The organism is Rhizobium leguminosarum (genome assembly GCF_019798305.1).
Taxonomy (GTDB): domain Bacteria; phylum Pseudomonadota; class Alphaproteobacteria; order Rhizobiales; family Rhizobiaceae; genus Rhizobium; species Rhizobium leguminosarum_U.
The window spans coordinates 206,829-228,842 of sequence record NZ_JAAXDD010000012.1 but is presented as its reverse complement, the minus strand read 5'-3'; the positions used below and the strand labels follow the sequence as shown (position 1 = coordinate 228,842).

Genomic DNA, 22,014 nt, shown 5'->3' with positions numbered 1-22,014 from the left:
CGGTTCTTTTGCCTCAGCTCCAGGTGCGATCCCAGGAATACTCATCGTCCCAGCGATCCGTCGGCTGCCAAATGCCGGTGACGCCCGGCTGCAGATGCTGCGAGATCACCTCGTCGACGACGTCGTCAATCCCCAGGCCCGGCTTGTCCGGAACAGTGATAAAGCCGTCCTTCACCAGCGGCTTGGGAAGGCCGGTGACGATATCGTCCCACCAGTCGACATCGACAGAGTGGTATTCGAGCGCCATGAAGTTTTCAGTCGCGGTCGCGACATGTGCCGCGGCCATGGCGGCGATTGGACTTTCTGCCATGTGGATGGCCATGGCGACACCATGGTCCTGCGCTATGTCGCCGATCTTTTTGGTCTCGAGGATGCCGCCGCTGGTGAGCAGGTCCGGGTGGATAATGGAGAGGCCGCCGCTCTTGAGCAGAGGCTCGAAGCCCTCCTTGAGGTATATGTCCTCGCCGGTGCAGATCGGCACCGTAGTGGCGTCCTGCAGTTGTCGGTACTGCTCAGTGTACTGCCATGGGATCACATCCTCGAGCCAGGCTGGCACGTATTTTTCAATTCGCCTGGCAAGGCGAATACCGTTCTGCACTGAGATGTGGCCGATGTGGTCGATGGCGAGCGGAATATCCATGCCGATGACCTCACGAACCTCGGCAATGTATTGCTCAAGGAAGTCGAGGCCCTTGTCGGAAAAGTGGAGGCCGGTAAACGGGTGCGGGACATTATGCAAATCGTACGCAGCGTTGCGGACGCGCCGCTCTTCAATAGTCTTCATCGGCCCGCGACTGGGACCGTTTCGGTATCCTTCTAGTGAGCCGGCGGGAAACACGACCGCACCGGGTACATCCGCGATCTGCATCAATCCCAAATCCATCTTGAGGAAGGTGAAGCCGAGCTCCATGCGCTGCTTGAGGCGCCTGCCAGTCGCCGTACCGCTCGGCACGGTGGCATCGGTGTCGCAGTAGACGCGCACTTTGTCCCGAAACCGACCGCCGAGCATCTGGTAGATGGGGACGCCGTAGGCCTTGCCGGCAAGATCCCACAACGCGATTTCAACCGCCGATACGCCGCCGCCTTGCCGGCCGTGCCCGCCGAACTGCTTGATCCGGCGAAACAGGCGGTCGATGTTGCAAGGGTTCTCGCCAAGCAACCGGCTCTTCAGCATCAGCGCGTAGGTGGCGCTGGCGCCGTCGCGCACCTCGCCAAGCCCGACGATACCCTGATTGGTGTAAATCTTAAGCAGTACTGAGGTGAACGGCGCGCCGATAATTTCGGCGACCCGCATGTCAGTGATGCGAAGGTCGGACGGCCTGGAATGCGTGTTCACTCGATTAAGCGCCTCGTCGGCTCCATCTGCCTCTAGCATGATTTAATCCTCATTCTGATCGGCGGGGTTCGCCGCTGCGCACGCTGGGGGCGGCGTAGATTGTTGGCTAGGCCAGTTCAATCTCGTGATTTTGAAGGTAGTCGCGGTTCATTTCGATGCCGAGACCAGGCTTGGGCGCAAGCTTGAGGCTGCCGTTCGAAACATCGAGTGGTCTGTCGATGAGGTGATCGTATTTGCCCAGGTTCCACTCTGACGTTTCAAGTTTGTAGAAATTGGGAACGGTCATCATCACCTGCGCTCCCGCAACCACGTTGATCGGTCCAGCGGCGTCATGTGGCGAGACCGGGATGTAGTAGGCTTCGCATAGGGCAGAAATCTTCTTTAGTTCGGTAATGCCGCCGGTCCAGGTGACATCAGGCATGATGTAATCAGCGAGCCTGTTTTCGAGCACCGGCACAAAATCCCACTTCGTGTGGCCGCGCTCGCCCCACGAGATAGCGGCGCTGACCTTTTCGCGCACCTGCCTGAGAGCGTTGAGGCTCTCAGGTGGACAAGGCTCCTCGAACCAGTCGATCTGACCGGCTTCCTCGAGGCTCCGACAGAGGCGAATGGCGGTGGGAACGTCGAACCGGCCATGCGCATCGATGAGGATGTCGACATCAGAGCCCGCCGTTTCGCGGATCAGAGCCGTGAGTTCGGCGGCTTCGCGCTCATCCTTGCGGGTCATGCTGCCGTCGAGGTAGCCGTCCCGCTGTTCACGAGGCTGTCCATCGGCGGTGCGCCCCTGCTGGGGGAAAGGATCGAACTTGAGCGCAGTGTGGCCGGACTCGACGATGTCTCGAATTTCCCGGACCACAGCCTCCTTGCTGGTAAATTTGGCCTGGTTGGGATGGGTGTAGAGCGCAATTTCATCGCGGACCGGTCCGCCCAACAGCTCGTAAATTGGCTTGCCCAAGACTTTGCCTCGGATGTCCCAAAGGGCTATGTCAATGGCGCTTACACATTCGACTGCGGCGCCGCGACTGCCCATGTAGGTGAAGCTGCGGAATATCTTGTGCCACAGATACTCGATACGCGCCGGGTCCTCGCCTGTCAAAGCGGCACCGATCTGCCGCAGGATCGTGCAGAGGGCGCGATTGGCGAGCCTCGTCGTGGTGGTGATCTCTCCCCAGCCGCTCACCCCGTCGTCGGTCATCACTTCGACGAACAGAAACTCTCCCCAATAAGAAGCATCGGATCTGATTAGCCACGGCCGAACGCTGGTGATTTTCATCTCAACTGCCTTTATTGAAATGGTCGGGATAACGATATTCCAGGCTATGTATTCTATCCTGCCCGAGCGGCGTTGCGCGCGCGCATGTGTTCGAGGATGTGCCGGCCGGAGCCCTCGACATGGCGTGCAATGAGTTCAGCTGCCTCGTTCGCATTTCCCGCTTTTACATGCGCGATGAGCTCGCGATGCTCGCTAAGGATCGCGGCCCGCCGGGCGAGCGTGAAGTTGAAACGCCGGCTCACGGCTCGAAGCACCTCGCGATGCTTCCACCAAAGCTCGGCGGCATGGCGGTTGTAGTGCTTTTGGTACATTACGGTGTGAAAGGCGGTGTCCAGCTCGCTGTGCCTGAACGTGTCGGCGAAGTTGTTGTCTTCAATCAGGCCTTGGATGCGTTCGAGTTCGGCAATGTCCTCGACGGTGGCCATATTCACGAACCATCGCGTCAGTGCCGGCTCGATCAAGACTCCGATCTCATAGATGTCCCGAACAAAATCCTGATCTATGGGCCGCACGCGCGCTCCGCGGTTGGGAACGAGGGTGACAAAGCCTTCTCCGCGCAACAGTTGCAGAGCCTCGCGCACGGGGTTGGTTGAGGTGCCGTGGCGCCGGGCCAGATCGGTGACCACAAGCCGCTCGTTGGCAGCGAGCCGCCCTTCGATGATGTCATCCCTGATCAGTTGATAAAGCGAGGCGCCCTCGCTGGAGGCCCCGATTGCGTCGATCCCTTCGGGTGGCTTTGCTTTAAAATCGTTTGTTCCGGCCAAGACGGTCCCCAATCAATACACATATTGTTCGGATATCACGCGAGGCTCCTATAAACAATGTACGATTTCTTTGATTGACAGACAATCTTCAATCTGAAAACGTATGATTAGGTCGAAGGGATACATTGGGTGGAAAGTCCCGCGGCCGGGGAGCAAAGACCGCTCGCCTCGACGCAGAGCGGCATGGGAGAACCTGGAGGATAACTTATGACGAGGATTTCACTCGGTGGTGCGCTACTGCGCGGCACTGTCTCCACTGCTTTGATGGTATCGTTGATGTCCGCGTCCGCGCTGGGTGCGCCGGTCGACTTGAGCAAGTGGTCGCCGCAATATGTGCGCTCCATTGCCGGCACAGAGGATTTTGACACGGCGGCCGATTGCGCCAAGGTCACGCCCCTCGACTACAAGGGGCGACTGACATTCTGGTATCAGGGCGTCTTCGAGGGCGACCCCGATCTCCTGCGCCAGTATTACAAGGAGTTCTTCGAGACCTTCCGCAAAACCTATCCAAACATCCAGCTTGAGGAACAAGCCCTCACCTATAACGACCTGCTGGACAAGTTCCGGACCGCGCTCCTTGGCAATGCAGCGCCCATGGCGGTCCGCCTGCAAATCCTGGGCGGCACCGAGTTCGCCTCAAAGGGCTATTTGCAGCCGCTCAAGCCCGAGGATGTAGGATATTCGACCGAGGACTTCTGGCCCGGCGCAATGAAGGCCGTGACCTGGGAGGATGTGACCTACGGAATTCCAACCAACAACGAGACGATGGCGTTCATCTGGAACGCCGACATCTTCAAACGTGCAGGCCTCAATCCGGACAAGGCTCCGGCAACCTGGGACGACGTCGTCAAGGATTCCAAGCAGATCCACGACAAGCTCGGCATTGCCGGTTACGGCCTCGTGGCTCGCAAGAATGCCGGCAATACGCCGTACCGTTTCATGCCGCAGCTGTGGGCCTATGGCGGCGGCGTCTTCGACGAAGCCACCGCGAGCCCGACCTATAAGCAGGTCGAGCTTAATAGCCCGCAGAGCAAGGCGGCATTGCAAGCCTCCTACGATATGTATGTTCGCGACAAGTCGGTTCCGGTTTCGGCGCTCACCAATCAGCAGGCCGACAACCAGCCCCTCTTCCTCGCTGGCCAGCTCGGCATGATGATCTCGCACCCGTCCGACTACAACGTCATGCTCGACCTGCAGAAGAAGGCGACGGGTACCGACAAGGACAAGGCGCAGACCGTCATCGACAACATGCGCTACGGTCTGATCCCGACCGGCCCCGACGGCAAGCGTGCCGTCGTGTTTGGCGGCTCCAACATTCACATCCTGAAGCCCGAATATGTCGAGGGCGGCAAGGTAGACGAGCCGGCCGCAAAGGCTATCATCTGCATGTGGACGAGCCCTGAATGGTCGCTGAAGATGGCCTATGCCGGCTCGAACCCGGGAAACCTTAACGGCTTCAAGACCAAATGGATGAAGGAACGTCTGGACAACATCAAGTTCCTTGATGTCACGACTTCGATGCTGCCATACGGTATCCCGTTCCCTGCGCTGCCACAGTCCCCCGAGATCATGAACATCATCATCCCGGACATGCTGCAGAATGCCCTGACCGGAGCCATGACCGTCGACCAAGCAGCGGACGACGCAGCCAAGAAGGTGAAAGACCTGATGGACGGCGGACTCTAGTCCAAGCCCGACGATCTGACCGGCTGCGCCTCAATTGCAGCCGGTTTGTTCCCAAGAACAAGGGCAGGGCACAGTGACGATCTTGACTGGCAAGGCCGAGGCTCGCCGAAGACTGCAACCCGAGGGGTCCAGCGTGCTGCGAAAGATTTGGGAGCATCGCGCTGACTACGCGTACGTGCTTCCTGCGATCGCCGTGATGCTCATCGTCATAGCCTATCCGATCTATTATACGATCGAGCTGTCGTTCTTCAATACGCCGCCGGGCCTGCAGCTCCGGGACAAGACTTTCATCGGCCTCGGCAATTACACCGCCATCCTCACAAGTCCGGTGTTCTGGAAGGTGACCTCGAACACTCTTATCTGGACACTGGGATCCACTTTCATCTCATTTGTCCTGGGGTTTGGCAGCGCGCTCGCGCTCCATCGCGACTTTGTCGGCCGTGGCATCCTGCGCGCCGTCCTGATCATTCCCTGGGTCATCAGCGCGGTCGCCGCGTCCTATATCTGGAAGTGGATCTACCATTCGGACTTTGGGATTATCGGCGCGGTGCTGGTCGGCCTCGGATTGGCCGACAGGCCGCCGAATTTCATCGACAGTGTCAGCACTGTGCTGCCTTCCCTGATCGTCGTCAATATCTGGCGGGAGTTTCCGTTTGCCATGATCATGATGATGGCTGGCCTGCAGACAGTCCCGGACCAGTTGCTGCGCGCCGCAAAAGTCGACGGAGCCAATGCATGGCAGCGGTTCTGGCACGTCACCTTCCCGCACTTGAGAAATGTCTCGACGGTGACGATCCTTCTGCTGGCAGTGGCGAACTTCAATTCTTTCATCATCCCTTGGATCATGACCGGCGGCGGGCCGTCGAACGCATCGCATATCTGGATTACCCACATCTATGAGCTCGCCTTCGGCCGCCAGCGCTGGGGGGTGGCATCGGCTTATTCGGTGCTGCTGTTCCTGATCCTGATGTCGCTCGGTTACTTCTACGTCCGTGCGCTAAGCGGCAACGAGCGGAAGGATGGGAGCGCATGAGCACGATTGCCGAGACTGTTTCTCGAGGCAAGGCCCGTCGCCGTATGCGCGTCGACGGATGGCGGTGGGGCGGACGCATCTTCCTCGTGTTCATGCTGCTTTACACCGCGTTGCCGATGATCTGGATGCTGATCACCTCGATCAAGTCCGGCTTCGCGGCCATGCAATTCCCGCCGCAATGGTGGCCTGACCAACCCACTCTTGCCAGCTACCAGAAGCTGCTCGATCCGCAAAACAGCGTCGGCCAGGACTTCCTCCGCTTCTTCTGGAACAGCCTTTTCGTCTCCACCGCCACGACCATCCTTTCGGTCATCGTGGCAGTTCCTGCGGCCTACGCGTTTTCGCGCTTCACCTTCCCGGGCCGAAACTTTCTGTTCTTCGCCGTCTTGCTTCGCAACATGTTCCCGGCCGTGATCTTTCTCGTGCCGCTCTTCATCCTGATGCGCGCGATCGGGCTGGTGAACACGCATGCGTCGCTCATCCTCACCTACCTCACATTCGGCCTGCCGCTGGCAATCTGGCTCCTCAAGGGCTTCTACGACAACATCCCGGTGCAGCTCGAGCAGGCGGCACGCATCGACGGAGCGACGCGGTTCCAAGCCTTTGTCCTGATCGTGATGCCGCTCTCGGCGCCAGGAATCATCGCCACGGCAATCTATGCCTTCATCGGCGCGTGGAACGAGTACATCTACGCCTACACCTTCCTCTCCAAGAACGACCAGTTGACGCTGCCGGTCGGCATCCAGCGCTTCTTCTCGGAAAATACGACGGACTTTCCGGGCCTTATGGCGGCCAGCTTTATGATGAGCGTGCCCGTCGTGGTCCTGTTCCTCGTCCTGCAACGATACTTCGTACGGGCGCTTACGGAAGGCGCAGTCAAGCACTAGGGGAGTTGCCGGTGGCCCACGTGGTCCTCAAAGATCTGGTCAAGACCTATGGCAGCTTCAAAGCTGTCAACAGTGTTTCGCTGACGGTCAACGACGGCGAATTCGTTGCGCTCGTAGGCCCTTCAGGCTGTGGCAAGACGACCACGCTCAATCTTGTAGCGGGGCTGATCCCCATCACATCGGGCGACATCGTCATCGGCGACCGGGTGGTCAACGACCTCGACCCCAAGGACCGCGACATCGCAATGGTGTTCCAGAACTACGCGCTTTATCCGCAAAAATCGGTCTATAAAAATCTAGCGTTCCCGCTGCAGATGCGCAAACTGCCAAGTGACGAGATCGACAAGAAGGTCAGGGAAGCAGCGCGAGTGCTCGACATGACGCAGCTGCTCGAGCGCAAGCCGCGCGAACTTTCGGGAGGACAACAGCAGCGCGTGGCGCTCGGCCGCGCCCTCGTTCGAGATCCGGCGGTATTCCTGATGGATGAACCACTCTCCAACCTCGACGCGAAGCTGCGCGTACAGATGCGCTCAGAGATCAAGCGCTTCCACCAGGACCTCAAGGCGACGATCATCTATGTGACGCACGACCAGCTCGAAGCGGTGACCATGGCCGACAGGATGGCGGTGATGAACGGCGGCTACCTGCAGCAATACGATTCACCGGCGCAGGTCTTTGCCAATCCGGTGAACATATTCGTCGCCAGCTTCGTCGGCAGCCCGGCGATGAGCCTTGTTCCGCTGGAGGCATCAACGGCAAGCGGCAATACCGTGTTGACCAGCGCAGAGGGCTGGCGCCTCGAGCTCTCGTCACACAACGCCCAGAAGGTCGCTAGGGCAACCACCAGGAAAGTCGTGCTCGGCGCACGTCACTCGACGATCAAACTGCACAAGAGTGCGGTGCCAGGAAGCCTTCCTGCCAAGGCCTACACGGTCGAGCCGACCGGAGACGTCACCTTCGTACAGGCGTTCCTGTCTGGCGCCATCGTCAATGTCAGCGTGCCGCCGACCATTGCCGTTGCGCCGGACGAGCCGATTTGGCTCGAGTTCGACCAGGAGCGGATGCATCTGTTCGACGGCGAAACAGAAATGGCCCTCAAGGCCGACTGAGACAGCCGATGCGTCTGGAACGAGGGTGTGGATGACTACGAAGCTTAAAATCACCGCTATCAAGCCCTATCCAGTATGGGTAGGAACCCGCAACCAGATGCTGGTCAAGGTCGAGACCGACAACGGCATCTTCGGATGGGGCGAGAGCGGTTTGAGCGGTCGCGAGAAGGCCGTGCTCGGCGCAATCGAGCACTATCGCGAGTTTCTCATCGGCCGCGACCCGATGCAGATTGGTCGGATCTGGCAAGAAGTTTATCGCAGCCAATACTTCGAAGGCGGGCGCGTTCTGCAGGCGGCGATTTCCGCTATCGACATTGCCCTTCATGACATCAAGGGCAAGGCGCTGGGGGTGCCGGCCTACGACCTGCTGGGCGGCAAGCAGCGCGACCGCATTCCTACCTTCGCCTCGACCGGTGACGAGGCCGAAGGCGATGTTGCCATCGAACGAGCCCGCGAACTACGCGCACAAGGATGGCAAGCGATCCGCTTCTTTCCCATCGGGCAAAACAGCAAGGACATCTTTGAGCCGCGCGAATCGATCGGCGCTACCGCAAGCATGCTGAACAAGGCGCGCGAGGCGTTGGGCGACGACGTCGTCCTCGGCATCGACTATCACCATCGGCTGTCGGTGGCAGAGGCGGCGAGCTTCTGCAACAAGCTCGGCCGTGGCGTGCTTGATTTCCTCGAGGAGCCGATACGAGACGAGACACCGGAGGCCTACGAATCCCTGCGCACGATGACCGACATCCCGTTCGCCATCGGCGAGGAATTTGCCAGCAAGTGGCAGTTCCTGCCCTACATCGAGCGCGGCATCCATCAGTTCAACCGGCTCGATGTTTGCAATGTTGGCGGGCTAACCGAAGCGATGAAGGTGGCTGGCTGGAGCGAGGCGCACTATGTGGACCTGATGCCGCATAATCCCCTTGGCCCAGTCTGCACGGCCGCGACCATCCATCTTGCCGCCGCGGTACCGAATTTCGCTTGGCTCGAGACCAGGGCGCCCGAAGCAAAGCTGGGCTTTGATAATTCCGACTTCTTCCCCGTGCAACCACGGCTCGACGGCCCCGACTATCCGGTCAGCGATCTGCCGGGGCTCGGCGTCGAGGTCAACGAAGAGGCGGTCAAGGCGGAGAGCTTTCGTTTCTGGGAAGCGCCTCACCTGAAGCGCCGCGACGGTTCTGTTACAAACTGGTAGTTTCATCCACCGGAGTCTAAAATGACCCATACTCCCGACATTACGCGACCGCCCAAAGACCTGATCGACGCACTGAAGGAAATCGGCGCCGCGACGGTTGCCGGCACGCTTGGCCACATGGGCTTCCGCAATCCGCACATGGTCGGTCCCGTGCCGCAGAACCGCGGGAAGTCGATCGTCGGTCCGGCGCTGACGCTCCAGTTCATGCCGCAGCGGCCGGACCTCTTCACCGAGGGAGAATATGCCGATCCGGAGACGCAGTTGCACCGGCACGTGCTCTATCACGCGCAGGAGGGCGATGTGGTCGTGGTCGACGCGCGCGGCGACATGAGCTCGGGCGTCTTTGGCGATATGATGTCGACGTATTTCAAAGGCAGAGGCGGCGCTGGCATCGTAATCGACGGGTGCATGCGCGATCGGCCCAATGTCGAGAAGCTAGATCTCCCCCTATGGCTGCGCGGCTGGACTCCCAACTACCATGTGCAGACCAGCATCTATCCCAATGCCGTCAACGTTCCGATTGCCTGCGGCGGTGTCACGGTCATCCCAGGCGACATCATCGTCGCCGACGACGACGGGGTGGTGGTGCTTCCAGTCGCAATGGCCTCGAAGGTAATCGAAGAATCGCAAAAGCATCACGATTGGGAGGAGTTCTCGCGAGTGAAGCTTATGGAGGGCGGGCCGTTGCAGCGCTACTATCCGCTGCATGACGATGCCCGCGGAGAGTACGAAGAGTGGCGCAAAACAAACCGCTTGGAGAACCGAAGTTAGCCTTTCGATTACCGGAGGCGGGCGGCGACCTGCCGCATCGACTTGCGCACCGCGTCGAGAAAGGCTGGCGTTCTCCCTCAATTGCCAGCGGAACGTCGAGCAGTGCGCGTAATATCCGCTTGACAAAACGCGTCCTCTGCCACTATTGGGTAATCGATAACCCAAGGAGGATGGTGAAGATCGTGGCAGTCTCGCTTTCTGACATCGCGGAACGTGCGGGCGTCTCGGTAAAGACGGTTTCCGGCGCATTGCACGGCGGCTCCGCCCGCATGTCGGACGATACGCGCCAGAAGATCAAGGCCATTGCGGAAGAATTCGGCTACGTCACCAACCTGGCGGCGCGTGGCGTGCGTCAGGGCTGGCTGCCGCTGGTCGGCGTCGTCTCCGACGGCCTCATCACTTCGCCCTTCGCCACCGAGATCGTGCGTGGCCTCGACGGGGCGGCCCGCAGCGCCGGCATGGCGGTCTTTGCGGTCAACCACAGAAGCGGCCAGTCTATCGGCTCGGTGCTCGACGAGGTGCAGCAGTTCCGGCCGCGCGCCGTTGCTTATGCCGCCATGTACCACAAGCATGTCGCCCTGTCGGACAGGTTGGCGGGCGCCGTCGGCGTCATGATCAACTGCCGCGAGGCTGCCGGCCGCGTCACCGCGCTGGTGCCGGACGAAGAGGGCGGCGCGCGGGAGATCGTGCATTATCTGCTCATCGCCGGCCGCCGGCGCATCGCCTTTATCAACCTGCCGGGCATTCTCGCTGGCACGCTGCGCGAGGTGGGGTTTCGTGCGGCGCTTGAGGAGGGGGGCATCGACCCCGTCGGCGTGTTCCCGGCGGTGCGCCGCAGCGTTTACAGCGACCGCGCGCCAAGCCTTGTTGCCTCTCATGTGGAGGCGCTTCTGAAATCCGGTCAACGGCCGGATGCCATCCTGTGCGGCAATGACCGCGTAGCGATGGAAGTCTATGCGGCGCTCGCCCGCGCCGGCCTTCGCATTCCGGATGATATCGCGGTGGCCAGCTTCGACAACCAGGTCGAGCTTGCCTCGCGGCTGGACCCGCCGTTGACGACGATGGCCCTGCCGCACCGCGCCATGGGCCGCCTTGCCATGGAGATCCTCCTGGCCGAGCAGCCCGAACCGCCGCATCTGCGGAAACTGCCGTTCCATCTGGTCGAACGGGCATCCGTCTGAACATCGAATAGTGTCTAACAGGAGGAGAATATCAATGAGCACTTCAATGGGTAATCGTTTACTTTACGCGCTCCTAGCGTCCGCCGCGCTGGTCGCGACCGCCGGTTTCGCCGAGGCGAAGACCGTCATCCACGTCATGCACCAGGGCGATCCCGGCTGGGTGAAGGCCTATGGCGATGTTGCCGCCCGCTTCGAGGCCGCCAATCCCGATGTCGACATCGAGATGATCTACGCGCCGCACGATGCCTATAACGAAAAGTTCAGCGCCGCCGTCATGGCCAAGCAGCTGCCCGATATCATGGAACTCGATGCTCCGTTCCTCGCCAATTATGTCTGGTCCGGCTATCTGCAACCCGTCAAGCCGCTGATTGACAAGAACCTGCTCGATGACATGACGGATTCGAATATTGCCCAGGGCACCTATCCGATCGACAAGGATCTCTATGCGATCGGCCTCACCGACTCCTCGGTCGTGCTCTACGGCAACAAGAAATACCTTGAAGCCATTGGCGCCCGCATTCCGAAATCGGTCGACGATGCCTGGACCCGCGAGGAATTCGAAGGCTATCTCGAAAAGCTTTCCAAGCTTGAAGGCGTGAAGTGGCCGATCGACACCTTCCGGGGTTACGGCATCAAGACCGAGTGGATCACCTATGCCTACGGCCCCCTGCTCGAAAGCGCCGGCTGCGACCTGATCGACCGCAAGACTTGGAAGGCCAGCGGCACGCTCGATGGCGAGTCCTGCGTCAAGGCGCTGACGATGATGCAGGATTGGGTGAAGAAGGGCTGGGTCGTACCGACTTCGTCGGGCACCAACCAGTTCTACGCCGAGGGACAGCCGGCCGCGCTCGCCATGGGCGGCCACTGGTTCTACGCGGAGGCATCGGCAGCGATGAAGGACAATATCGTCGTCATGCCGCTGCCGAAGATCGGCGACAAGGGCGTGAGCCCGAACGGAACCTGGATCTGGGGCATTTCCGCGACCTCGGAAAACCCTGCGATTGCCGGCAAGTTCCTGAGCTTCCTGCTGAAGGACAAGGAGTACCGGGAGTACGCCAAGACCCAGTCCGCCTATCCGGGCTTGAAGAGCTTCGCCGCCGCATCGCCGCTCTATGCGGAAGGCGGTCCGCTCGCCATCGCCTTTGAGCAGGCTTCCAAGACCGCGATCGCCCGTCCGCCGCACCCGGCCTATCCGACGATCACCTCGGCCTTCATGCAGGCCGTCGACAAGATCTTCAATGGTGGTGACGCGCAGGAAGCGCTGACGGCCGCTGCCAAGAAGATCGACGAGGATATCGAGGACAACGCCGGCTACCCGCCCTTCGACGAGCAGCAGTAAGGGGTTTTGACGGGGCCGGCTCGTCCTGCCGGCCCTGTCCATCTCGGGAAGGATGACCGATGAGGAGGAAACAATGACTTTGCAACAGACCTCCACCCCCGCTTTGCGGCGTCCGGCGAAACGCCGCGACAAGCGGCGGCTCTGGCAGGAAATGGCGATGATCGCGCCTGCCTTTCTGCTTATGGCTATATTCCTGATCACGCCGTTCCTCTTGTCCTTCTGGACGGCGATGACCAACCAGCCGCTCGTGCCGCGCCCGACGCCGGTGCGCTTCGTCGGCCTCCTGAATTTCGAGCGCGTCTTCACCGATCCGCTGTTCTGGACCTCGCTGTGGAACGTCACGCGCTTCACCGTCTGGGTGCTGCCGCTGCAGTGCGGCCTCGCCTTCCTGACCGCGCTACTCTTGCATCAGAAGCTGCCGATGCAAAACCTGCTGCGCGGCCTGTTCTTCCTGCCGGCGATCACCTCCATGGTGGTGGTCTGCGTCATCTGGGGCACGCTTTTCCAGTATCCGAGCGGCCCGCTCAACCAGATCGTCGGTTTCCTTTCCGGCGGTACGATTCAGCCGATCGACTGGCTCGGCGACCCCAACTGGGCGATGTTCTCCATCGTGTTGCTTTCAGCCTGGCAGGCCTATGGCTTTCAGATGATCATCTATCTCGCCGGCCTGCAGGGCATTCCCGAAGAACTATACGATGCCGCCCGCATCGACGGGGCAAGCGCGCTGCGCCGCTTCTGGCATGTCACTATGCCCGGCCTTCGCCCGACCCATGTCTTCGTGCTGGTCATCACGACCATCCAGGCCTTCAAGCTTTATACGCAGGTGGCGATCCTCACCCAGGGCGGCCCGAACGAAAGCACCGAAACCGTTGTCCACTACATGGTGCGCGCCGGCTTCGAGGAGCAGAAACTCGGCTACGCATCGGCCGTTTCCGTCATCCTCTTCGTCATCGTTCTTCTGATCGCGCTCCTGCAGCGCAAACTCCTGAGGCGCTTCGATGTCTGATCTCGCTTTGAGCCAGCCCGTTCCGCTGGCAATCGCAAGGGGCAACGGCACGAGAAGCCTGCGCATCGTGCAGAGCCTCTGCATCCTGGTCATCGCGCTGGTGATGATCTCGCCGCTGTTCATGCTGCTGATCGCCAGCCTGAAGGACGACCGCTTCCGCATCCTCGCTGACATGGGCAGCTTCCGCGCCTTCTGGGTCAGCGACCCGACGCTGTCGAACTACAAGGAGGTCGCCCATTTCTCCGGCGAACTGGCCTATGGCCGATATCTCTTCAATTCGTTGGTGATCCTCGTCGCCACTGTCGTCTCCGGACTGGTCGTCAATTCCATGGCGGGCTTCGTTCTCGCCTGGGGCTCGCTGCGCGGCAAGGCGGCGCTCTTGGCGCTGGTCGTCGCGCTCTATGTCATTCCGCAGGAAAGCATCATCATGCCGCTCGTCGTCATGATGTCGCGGGCGGGGCTGACGGATACCTTCGCGGTGCAGATCCTGCCCTGGGTGGCAAGCCCGCTTTATGTTTTCCTCTTCTACCAGTTCTTCGCGCAGCTGCCGAAGGAACTCTATGAAGCGGCGGAAATGGATGGCGCATCGGCCTTCCGCATCTACCGGTCGATCTACATGCCGCTCAGCCTGCCGGCGCTCGCCACGGTCTCGATCCTCATGGGCATCGAAAGCTGGAACCAGTATCTCTGGCCGACGCTGGTCACCCAGACCGACTACGCTCGGCCGATTGCGGTCGCCATCGCCACCTTCTTCGGACAGGACAGCATCTACTGGGACCGCGCCATGGCCGCCTCGGTGCTGATGATGATCCCCGTCCTCATTCTCTATCTGGCTTTCCAGCGCTGGTTCGTCAGTTCATTCGTCGGCTCCGCCGTGAAAGGTTGATCATGTCTCTGCAGGCAAAATCCGAAACGTCAGCACCTGAAACCATCGAAGCGGCGCTGTCCGAAGGCACGGTTCTGCATCTGTGGCTGAAGGCGCGCCATGCCGGCGGCGAGGCGAAGCTCTTCGTCGCGGTCGATGGCAACGACGTCGGCGAGCCCTCAACCCGCCGCACGGGGGAATTTGAGTTCTGCGCTGTGACCCTCGCGAAGGGCGGTCGTGCCACGCTGTCCTATGATGCGACAACCACAGCGCTTTCCGTCGCCTATGCCTTCCGGCCGGAAACCGTGATGAAGGAGGGCATCCGCGTCCTGCACAGCGATGCCCGCACCGCCGCCCCCGACGTGCCCGACAGCTACCATTTCCGCCCGCCCTTCGGCTGGATGAACGATCCGAACGGTTTTGGACGGTTCGGCGGAAAGGTTCACCTCTTCTACCAGCATTATCCCCATGAGCCGCGCTGGAACACCATGCACTGGGGCCATGCCGTCTCGAAGGATTTCGTCCGCTGGACGCATCTGCCCATGTTCCTCTTCCCGGCGGCGCATCTATCGGAAAAGGACGATGGCCGCGGCGGCGCCTTCTCCGGCTCGGCGATCCCCGGCAGCGGCCCGGAAGGTGAGGAAATCCGCGTCTTCTACACCGAGCATGTGCGTGACCGGCAACCGGAAGAGCAAATCCAGCTTTCCGCTGTCAGCGGCGACGGCATCGTCGCAGGCCCGCCGGAAATCGTGATGCCGCTGCGCCCGGAAGGCTTGAACCTCACCACCGATTTCCGCGACCCCTATGTCTTCAAAGGCCCGGAAGGGCGCTGGAAGATGCTGCTCGGCAGCCGCGACAGGCAGGGCGGCGTCGTACTGCTCTATGAAACCGCGGACCCGCAAGGCGCCGATGGCTGGACCTTCCTCGGCATCATCCATCGCGAGGACAGTTTCGGCATGACGGCGGCGGAATGCCCCTGCATGGTGCCGCTTTCCGGCAAAAACGCAGAAACCCGCTGGGGGCTGATCTTCGGTCTGCTCACCAGCCGCGACCCGGCCACCGGCCGCCGCAACCTCACCTCTGTCACCGTCGGTGGTTTCGATGGCCGCACCTTCATCGCGGAATTCGTGCAGGAGTTGGATTTCGGTTCGGATGCCTATGCCTTCCAGGCCTTCGTTGATGGCAATGAGCCGGTCGGCATCGCCTGGCTCGCCAACTGGACGGATTTTTCCAATAAGGATGATTTCCCGACGACCATGACCCTGCCGCGCCGCGTGCTTCTCGATGGCGACACCGTGCTGACCCCACCGGTCGCAGCCGTCGAAAGCCTGCGCCATCAGTTGCTTGATGACACCGCGCTTGTCGCCGGCAAGACCGTGCCGCTCGGCACCGGCGCCGTCGAGATCGTACTTGATCTCACCGCGCCGGGCGCCGCCTTCGATCTCACCTTCGATCATCCGGATGTCGATCTAGGCGTGAAACTCGATGCAGATGGTCTGGCGATTGTCTTCGACGCTCGCACCGGTAAAACGCCGCCACGTTACGTCGCCACCGGGGCGAAACCGTCGAGCCTGCGCATCTTCCTCGATGCCGGCTCCATCGAGGTCTTCGCTGACAACGGCCGCTGGACCGGGTCCAAACGCATTCCGGGCTTTGCCGCCGCACGTTCGGCAACGCTCACCGGCGCCGTCGCCGCGGCCGGCGTCTGGCAATTGAAACTGTGAGGGAGGACAGACAGTGGCATCGGTGGCAATCGACCGGGTTCTGAAGCAATACGGCGCGGCCAGCGTTATCCACGGGGTTTCCGCGGATATCGCGGACGGTGAGTTCGTCACACTCGTCGGGCCGTCCGGCTGCGGCAAGTCCACGCTTCTGCGCATGCTGGCGGGGCTAGAGGATATCAGCGGCGGTGAAATCCGCATCGACGGCCGCGTCGTCAACGACGTCGCGCCGAAGGAGCGCGATATCGCCATGGTGTTCCAGTCCTACGCGCTCTATCCGCACATGACGGTGCGCGAAAATATGGGCTTTGCCCTGAAGCTGCAGGGGCGCGATAAGGCGACAATCGACAAGCTGGTGAGCGAAGCCGCCGCCATTCTCGCACTCGAACCCCTGCTGGAGCGCCTGCCGAAACAGCTTTCCGGCGGCCAGCGCCAGCGCGTCGCCATGGGCCGCGCCATCGTACGCCATCCGAAAGTGTTCCTCTTTGACGAGCCGCTGTCCAACCTCGACGCCAAACTGCGGGTGACCATGCGCAGCGAGATCAAGGAGCTGCATCAGCGCCTTGGCACGACCATCGTTTACGTCACTCACGACCAGATCGAGGCGATGACCATGGCCGACAAGATCGTCGTCATGCGCGCCGGCCGCATCGAGCAGATCGGCAAGCCGCTCGATCTCTACGACCGCCCAGATAACACCTTCGTCGCCGCCTTCATCGGCTCGCCGTCGATGAACCTTTTCGAGGGCGGCGTCAGCGACGGCGGCTTCCGTATCGAAGGCGGTGTTTCCCTGCCGCTTCCGCCGCAATTGAGCCAAAGCGCGGCGCGCACCTACGGCATCCGCCCTGAGGACCTCGACATTGCGGAGACGGGCATTCCGGCCACCGTGCTGACTGTTGAGCCGACCGGTGCGGAGACCCATCTTTCGGTGCGTGTCGGCACGGAGACGGCAACCGTCGTGCTGCACCGGCGGGTGGATTTAAAACCTGACCAGCAAATCCACCTCGCGCCCAAATCCGAGAAAGTCCACCTCTTCTCCGCCGAAGGCAGTCGGATAGGCTGATCCCCCGGCGCCTCCCGCTGAGCCGCGTCCGTCAATTGACGGGCGCGGTTCGGTGCCGGTGCCGTCCAGGCTTGCGACAACTTAGCTTTGGGTGTTCGGCCCTTCAGTTGATCGAATTAGCCAATTGCACGGCGATCTGTTGCCACGCGCCTGCCAAACGTGCTCCGAGGGCGGTGCAGGTAGCAGCGACCGGACCGTCCCGCCCATCACCAGACGTTCAAGAACCGTCCGCTTTTCGTGGATACTCATTTCCGTGTCGTCCACCTCGACGCCGTCGGTCACAAAGAAGGATTGCGGCTCGATGGAGGTGGAGATCGCTTGGAATTTACCTCTTACGATTTGTTGACTTACCTGCGGTTGAACAATAACTTGCTAATTTGGTCATCAGGCTTGTCCTCACATGACGAACCAATCTATTCAGCGTCGCCTTGCCGCCATCGTCGTTGCCGATGTGGTGGGATATACACGCCTGATGGAGGCTGATGAAGTCGCAACGCTGGCGAACCTCAGGGAACTCCGTTCTGGCGTTATCCAGCCGGCCGTGATGCGCCACAAGGGTCGCATCTTCAAGGTCGTGGGCGACGGATTCCTGATCGAATTCGGTAGCGCGGTCGACGCGGTCGCAGCAGCATTGGAAATGCAACGGGCCACCACTGCTGTTGAGGCTTCCGAAGACCGGCGCCTGCTTTTGCGTATAGGCGTCAATCTGGGAGATGTCATTGACGACGGGTCAGACATCCTCGGCGACGGCGTCAATGTCGCGGCGCGACTCGAGACGCAGGCCGCACCGGGCGGTATATGCATTTCAGCCAAAGTTCACGGTGAGATCGTCGGCAAGATCGGCGACCGGTTCTTTGATGCAGGCGAACGCTACCTGAAGAATCTCACTCGCTCGGTCCGCGTGTGGCATTGGCCGGATGCGCTGCAGAGCACATTGCCGCTGCCCGATTGTCCCTCGATCGCCGTATTGCCGTTCACGAATATGAGCGGGGATGAAGCGGACGCGCCTTTCGTCGACGGCTTGACCGAAGACCTGATCACCGACCTTTCCCGTACGGCTGGCCTGTTCGTCATCGCGCGCAATTCGGTGTACTGCTACAAGGGCAAGCCGGTCGACGTCCGGCTGGTCGCCCAGGAACTCGGCGTCCGCTACGTCCTGGAGGGGAGCGCCAGACGCGCAATGGGCCGTGTCCGCATCAATGCCCAATTGATCGATGCGCTTGGCGGCCAGCACTTGTGGGCCGACCGGTTTGACAGGACGGTGGAAGATGTTTTCGAATTGCAGGACGAAGTTAACGCCAAGATTGTTGAAGCCCTCGTCGGCCGGCTGACCATCCCGAAGCAGCGCAACCGGCCGAAGAACCTCGAGGCGTACGATCTGTGCGTGCGCGCCCGCCTCCTGACGGAAGAGTCGCCGCAAACTGAGCGTGAGGCCTATATGCTGCTCCAACGCGCGGTCAAGCTCGAGCCATCATATGCCGAGGCGCTCGGTCTGCTCGCCTATAACCGTTGGCTTGCCTGGACTCATTTCGGCGAGCCCGAAGATCCTAACCGTCGAATGGCGGTGACGTTCGCGCAGAAGGCGGTCGACCTGGATCCCAACGATGCCGGCTGCCGTTACGTTCTGGGGACCATTTTGGCTTATGAGCGGCGATGGGAGGAATCGGACGCCGCCTTCGCCAAGGCCCTGGAGCTGGACCCCAACCACGCCGACACCTGGGCCGCCATGTCGGACATGTCCGTGCTGGACGGCAGGGTTGCCGACGGACTAGCGCAAATCGAAAAGGCTCTGCGGCTCAATCCCCATCCAACCTGCTGGTATCTTTGTCATCTTGGGCAGGCGCAGTACGCCGCGCGTGACTATGAGGCGGCAGCCGCGACACTCCGCAGGGAAGGCACGTATCGTACCAACTCACGCAAATTCCTGGCTGCTACGCTTGCGCAGTTGGGCCACCTTGAGGAGGCGCGGCGAGAAGCAGAATTGTTCCTGATCGCCCACCCTCATTTCACGATCCGCCATTGGCTCAGTTCCCAGCCGCTGCGCGATGCATCTGTACGAGACCACTTTGTCGACGGCTTTCGAAAGGCCGGCCTGCCGGAGATGTGACAGCGGGTGGGGACAATCGCGACGCGTTCGAGGACTTTATCAACGGATATGCGCTGCGCGAGAACGGCGGCCTGGATCGCAGTGCCAAGCTTCATCAGACGCTCCACAAAACGCGTCAACCAGCCCGAGTCTCGCATGACTTTCCGCTGGACCGCTTGCATCATGGTGGCGACGAGCCCGTAGCCCCGAATTCATCATACCGTAAGGTTGTCGTTACCATCGAGGGCCTCAGGCCTACTGAGCGAATCCGAGGCTCGCGATCCCAATTCCCCCCACCAGGATCAGGCTCGCGGCCCACACGATATCGAGATTGAACCAGCTTTGTGAGATGAACTTGGGTCCGAGCCATCGATAGACGGCAATGGCGATAACGCCGCCACTTACAATCATAGCGGCCGCGTGGACCACGGAGACGGCGGTGGCGGTGATCAGATTACCAGTCATGAGCGTGGCAGCCGCTCGGTGTCCGACATCCGGTTCCGCGGCCAAGCACAGGCCTAGATAAATCGGCACCAGCATCAGCCCGGCGCCATGCGCGGTGGCAGCCGCGAAGGACCACAACGCCAGTTGCGCCGGCGGGATACGGGCAAGAACACGCGGGTGGCGCCGGTTGATCAAGAGATAGATTCCGGCTGCGATCACGATCAACCCGGCTGCGATGCGGATCTGTCGTTCCCAGACAATCAGCGTCAGCATCGCGCCGAAGGGCAGCAGGATGCCAATCATCGCCACAAAGTGGCCCATTGCCAAAAGGCCGAGCGCCCGGAACAATTCGCTGGCACGTCTGTCCAACAGTCCGGCCGAGACGGCCAACGGCCAGCCCATGCCGGGGTTGACGCCATGATAAATGCCGCTGGCGATGACGGCCAACCAGAGAGACCCGGCAGTCGTCCACTCGCTCATCGCTTCATTGATCCGAGCAGTCCGTTACACCGATGGATAGCAAAATGAATCCGTTGAGCAATCGCCGCCTTCCAAACGAATCTGGTGCGAGCGATACCCCTCGGGGAACTTGACAAAAAAGTCCTTGTCCAGGGTGATCCCACCGTTCTCGCCGACACTGGCCTTGACCATGGCTGCCGGGATACCATCGGGATAGAATTGGTCATCCCAGGTCGAATACAGGGAGTTGGTCCAGTAAACGCGTTTGCCGTCACGGCTGATCTCGACCATCTGCGGTCCGCCCCTGTAGTCGCCGCCGCCGGGATGCTTGGTCTTGCGCGTGATGCCGCCAATATGGACGGACCCTGCAAGCTTAGGCTTCATAGGATCGGTGACGTCATATTGGCGCATCTCACCGGTCCCCCAGCAGGATACGTAGAGGAAGCGGTCATCGAGCGATAGGTCTATGTCGGTTACCAGCGGCGGGACTGCCTCGAAGCCCTGCAAAAGCGGGGGAAGGTCATCTTTCGCGGCTGCCTCGGGCGGGATAGTCGCCGTCTTTTCGCAATGGAATTTGCCGTCCTCGCGCCACCATGTCCAGATCGATCCCTCAAGGTTTGTCGTGTCAACGACCACTCCAAGGAAACCGTATTCCTTTACCGGATCATGGGCGGGGCGGACTTCCAGTGCCATCTGGTGATTGGCTCCCAGATCAATGGTCTGCACGTGCCTGCGTTCGCGCAAATCCCAGAAATGCACCCGGTGTCCGTATTTGTTCGACAGGAGATCTTCCGGGACGATGCCCTTCTCGAACTGCGGCGGAAGTGCCCACTCGCTCGATACCATGTAGTCGCGTGGCAGGTTCCACCAAAAATCATACTGCTTGTCCTGTGGCCCACGATCGATCTCATAGCGCCCGATGACATCGAACGTCTCGCAATCCATGACAAAGATGCCGGGAGGTCCGTCGGTGCCCTCAGGGCCACCGCCTCCAAGCGTCGAGACATAAATACCTTCCGGACCGCAGTGAATCGTATGAGGCCTAGAATAGCCCGTCTTGGCAAACACTTCTTCTGGCTCGATGACCTTGTGGATTTTGGCTTTGGTCGGTCCGCCCTTGGTGTCTATTACGTAGATGCGCGAAGATCGAATACCGGGAATGATCAGAAACCGGCGCTCGAGAAACGGATGACCGTTCAGCGGCGAAAGGGCCGAAGAGCACGCGTTCCAGCCGAAGTGGTGAAACTCGTCGCCCTTGTTTGGCATTATCACGCTATGGATGACCTTGCCGTAGTCCTTTGACTTCGGGTCTACGTCAACTATTGCTAATCCATCAGGCCGAGAGAAGTCGGGACTCAACATCAAAGTGTATGCAAAATTTTCGACTGGCGCCTGCATTGCGAGCTTGGCAGTCGCGTGGAAAGTCCGGTCTGGCCGTACAGTCATCGTCGTCCTCCCTTGGCGGGTTAAGCAGCCCGTCAGATAATCAGGGCACGACCTGCGTTTGGACGCCCGCCGAAAACGTCGAGACGCTTTGTTGTTCGCGCGCTATTTTCATCCGACTTTGAAGAATCTCACGGATTCTAGAGAACTACAATCTCGATTTGCACCGGAAGAGGAATCAATGACATGGACTACAGATGCTACGAGGAGCTTGGTTGGCATCACAAAATCGATGCCCGGCGGCCGCGCGAAGCCATCGTTACGAGTGATACTGTTATCCCCACATTGAACGGCCGGCGAATTCAGCATTGCCAACATGCGCACACAAGGGTGGCGAGGTCATCGAGGTGACT

At 60.5% G+C, this 22,014-nt stretch carries 18 protein-coding genes; 13 read left to right on the top strand and 5 right to left on the bottom strand.

The window, feature by feature from the left end; genetic code table 11:
• Positions 1–13 precede the first annotated feature (13 nt).
• The 3 genes from HFO99_RS22300 to HFO99_RS22290 all read right to left on the bottom strand — a co-directional run bounded on the left by HFO99_RS22300 (position 14) and on the right by HFO99_RS22290 (position 3,373).
• Positions 14–1,375 carry a mandelate racemase/muconate lactonizing enzyme family protein gene (locus tag HFO99_RS22300; protein ID WP_222363629.1) on the bottom strand — a complete coding sequence of 454 codons (1,362 nt, stop codon included), beginning with the start codon at positions 1,373–1,375 and terminating at the stop codon, positions 14–16.
• Positions 1,376–1,442: 67 nt separating this feature from the next.
• Positions 1,443–2,609, bottom strand: a complete 1,167-nt coding sequence (locus HFO99_RS22295) for a mandelate racemase/muconate lactonizing enzyme family protein (protein ID WP_222363627.1) — start codon at positions 2,607–2,609, stop codon at positions 1,443–1,445.
• 53 nt (positions 2,610–2,662) lie between these two features.
• Positions 2,663–3,373: a GntR family transcriptional regulator gene (locus tag HFO99_RS22290; RefSeq protein ID WP_222363625.1), complete on the bottom strand. Its 711-nt coding sequence runs from the start codon at positions 3,371–3,373 to the stop codon at positions 2,663–2,665.
• A 207-nt stretch (positions 3,374–3,580) separates the two neighbouring features.
• Here HFO99_RS22290 and HFO99_RS22285 point away from each other — a divergent pair, with 207 nt between their 5' ends.
• From HFO99_RS22285 to HFO99_RS22225, 13 genes are all read left to right on the top strand, one after another.
• Positions 3,581–5,059, top strand: a complete 1,479-nt coding sequence (locus HFO99_RS22285) for an ABC transporter substrate-binding protein (RefSeq protein ID WP_222363623.1) — start codon at positions 3,581–3,583, stop codon at positions 5,057–5,059.
• A 73-nt stretch (positions 5,060–5,132) separates the two neighbouring features.
• Positions 5,133–6,092: a carbohydrate ABC transporter permease gene (locus tag HFO99_RS22280; RefSeq protein WP_222363700.1), complete on the top strand. Its 960-nt coding sequence runs from the start codon at positions 5,133–5,135 to the stop codon at positions 6,090–6,092.
• The gene (locus HFO99_RS22275; protein WP_222363621.1) at positions 6,089–6,979 is read left to right on the top strand and encodes a carbohydrate ABC transporter permease; all 891 of its coding nucleotides are present in this window, start codon (positions 6,089–6,091) and stop codon (positions 6,977–6,979) included. Before HFO99_RS22280 ends, HFO99_RS22275 begins: the two co-directional genes overlap by 4 nt.
• An 11-nt stretch (positions 6,980–6,990) precedes the next feature.
• Positions 6,991–8,088: an ABC transporter ATP-binding protein gene (locus HFO99_RS22270; RefSeq protein WP_222363619.1), complete on the top strand. Its 1,098-nt coding sequence runs from the start codon at positions 6,991–6,993 to the stop codon at positions 8,086–8,088.
• Between the two features lie 31 nt (positions 8,089–8,119).
• Positions 8,120–9,283: a mandelate racemase/muconate lactonizing enzyme family protein gene (locus HFO99_RS22265; RefSeq protein WP_222363618.1), complete on the top strand. Its 1,164-nt coding sequence runs from the start codon at positions 8,120–8,122 to the stop codon at positions 9,281–9,283.
• A 21-nt stretch (positions 9,284–9,304) separates the two neighbouring features.
• Positions 9,305–10,054: a ribonuclease activity regulator RraA gene (locus HFO99_RS22260; protein ID WP_222363616.1), complete on the top strand. Its 750-nt coding sequence runs from the start codon at positions 9,305–9,307 to the stop codon at positions 10,052–10,054.
• A gap of 170 nt (positions 10,055–10,224) precedes the next feature.
• Positions 10,225–11,235: a LacI family DNA-binding transcriptional regulator gene (locus tag HFO99_RS22255; protein WP_222363610.1), complete on the top strand. Its 1,011-nt coding sequence runs from the start codon at positions 10,225–10,227 to the stop codon at positions 11,233–11,235.
• A 46-nt stretch (positions 11,236–11,281) separates the two neighbouring features.
• Entirely contained in the window at positions 11,282–12,574 is a 1,293-nt protein-coding gene (locus HFO99_RS22250) for an ABC transporter substrate-binding protein (RefSeq protein ID WP_222363698.1), read from the top strand.
• A gap of 73 nt (positions 12,575–12,647) precedes the next feature.
• Complete coding sequence (locus HFO99_RS22245) at positions 12,648–13,580, top strand: carbohydrate ABC transporter permease (protein WP_222363609.1); 933 nt, start codon at positions 12,648–12,650, stop codon at positions 13,578–13,580.
• Positions 13,573–14,466 (top strand): carbohydrate ABC transporter permease, encoded by an 894-nt coding sequence (locus HFO99_RS22240; protein ID WP_222363608.1) that lies wholly within the window; start codon positions 13,573–13,575, stop codon positions 14,464–14,466. The genes HFO99_RS22245 and HFO99_RS22240 overlap by 8 nt, the downstream gene beginning before the upstream one ends.
• Before the next feature lie 2 nt (positions 14,467–14,468).
• On the top strand, positions 14,469–16,169 hold the full coding sequence (locus tag HFO99_RS22235) for a glycoside hydrolase family 32 protein (protein WP_222363607.1): 1,701 nt from the start codon (positions 14,469–14,471) through the stop codon (positions 16,167–16,169).
• A gap of 13 nt (positions 16,170–16,182) precedes the next feature.
• Complete coding sequence (locus tag HFO99_RS22230) at positions 16,183–17,229, top strand: ABC transporter ATP-binding protein (protein ID WP_222247504.1); 1,047 nt, start codon at positions 16,183–16,185, stop codon at positions 17,227–17,229.
• 400 nt (positions 17,230–17,629) lie between these two features.
• The gene (locus HFO99_RS22225; protein WP_222363606.1) at positions 17,630–19,336 is read left to right on the top strand and encodes an adenylate/guanylate cyclase domain-containing protein; all 1,707 of its coding nucleotides are present in this window, start codon (positions 17,630–17,632) and stop codon (positions 19,334–19,336) included.
• 234 nt (positions 19,337–19,570) lie between these two features.
• On the opposite strand, the gene HFO99_RS22220 is transcribed toward HFO99_RS22225, so the two are convergent.
• Together HFO99_RS22220 and HFO99_RS22215 are read right to left on the bottom strand one after the other, a co-directional pair.
• On the bottom strand, positions 19,571–20,239 hold the full coding sequence (locus tag HFO99_RS22220; RefSeq protein ID WP_168267021.1) for a hypothetical protein: 669 nt from the start codon (positions 20,237–20,239) through the stop codon (positions 19,571–19,573).
• A 24-nt stretch (positions 20,240–20,263) separates the two neighbouring features.
• The gene (locus tag HFO99_RS22215; protein WP_222301627.1) at positions 20,264–21,664 is read right to left on the bottom strand and encodes a selenium-binding protein SBP56-related protein; all 1,401 of its coding nucleotides are present in this window, start codon (positions 21,662–21,664) and stop codon (positions 20,264–20,266) included.
• Positions 21,665–22,014 lie beyond the last annotated feature (350 nt).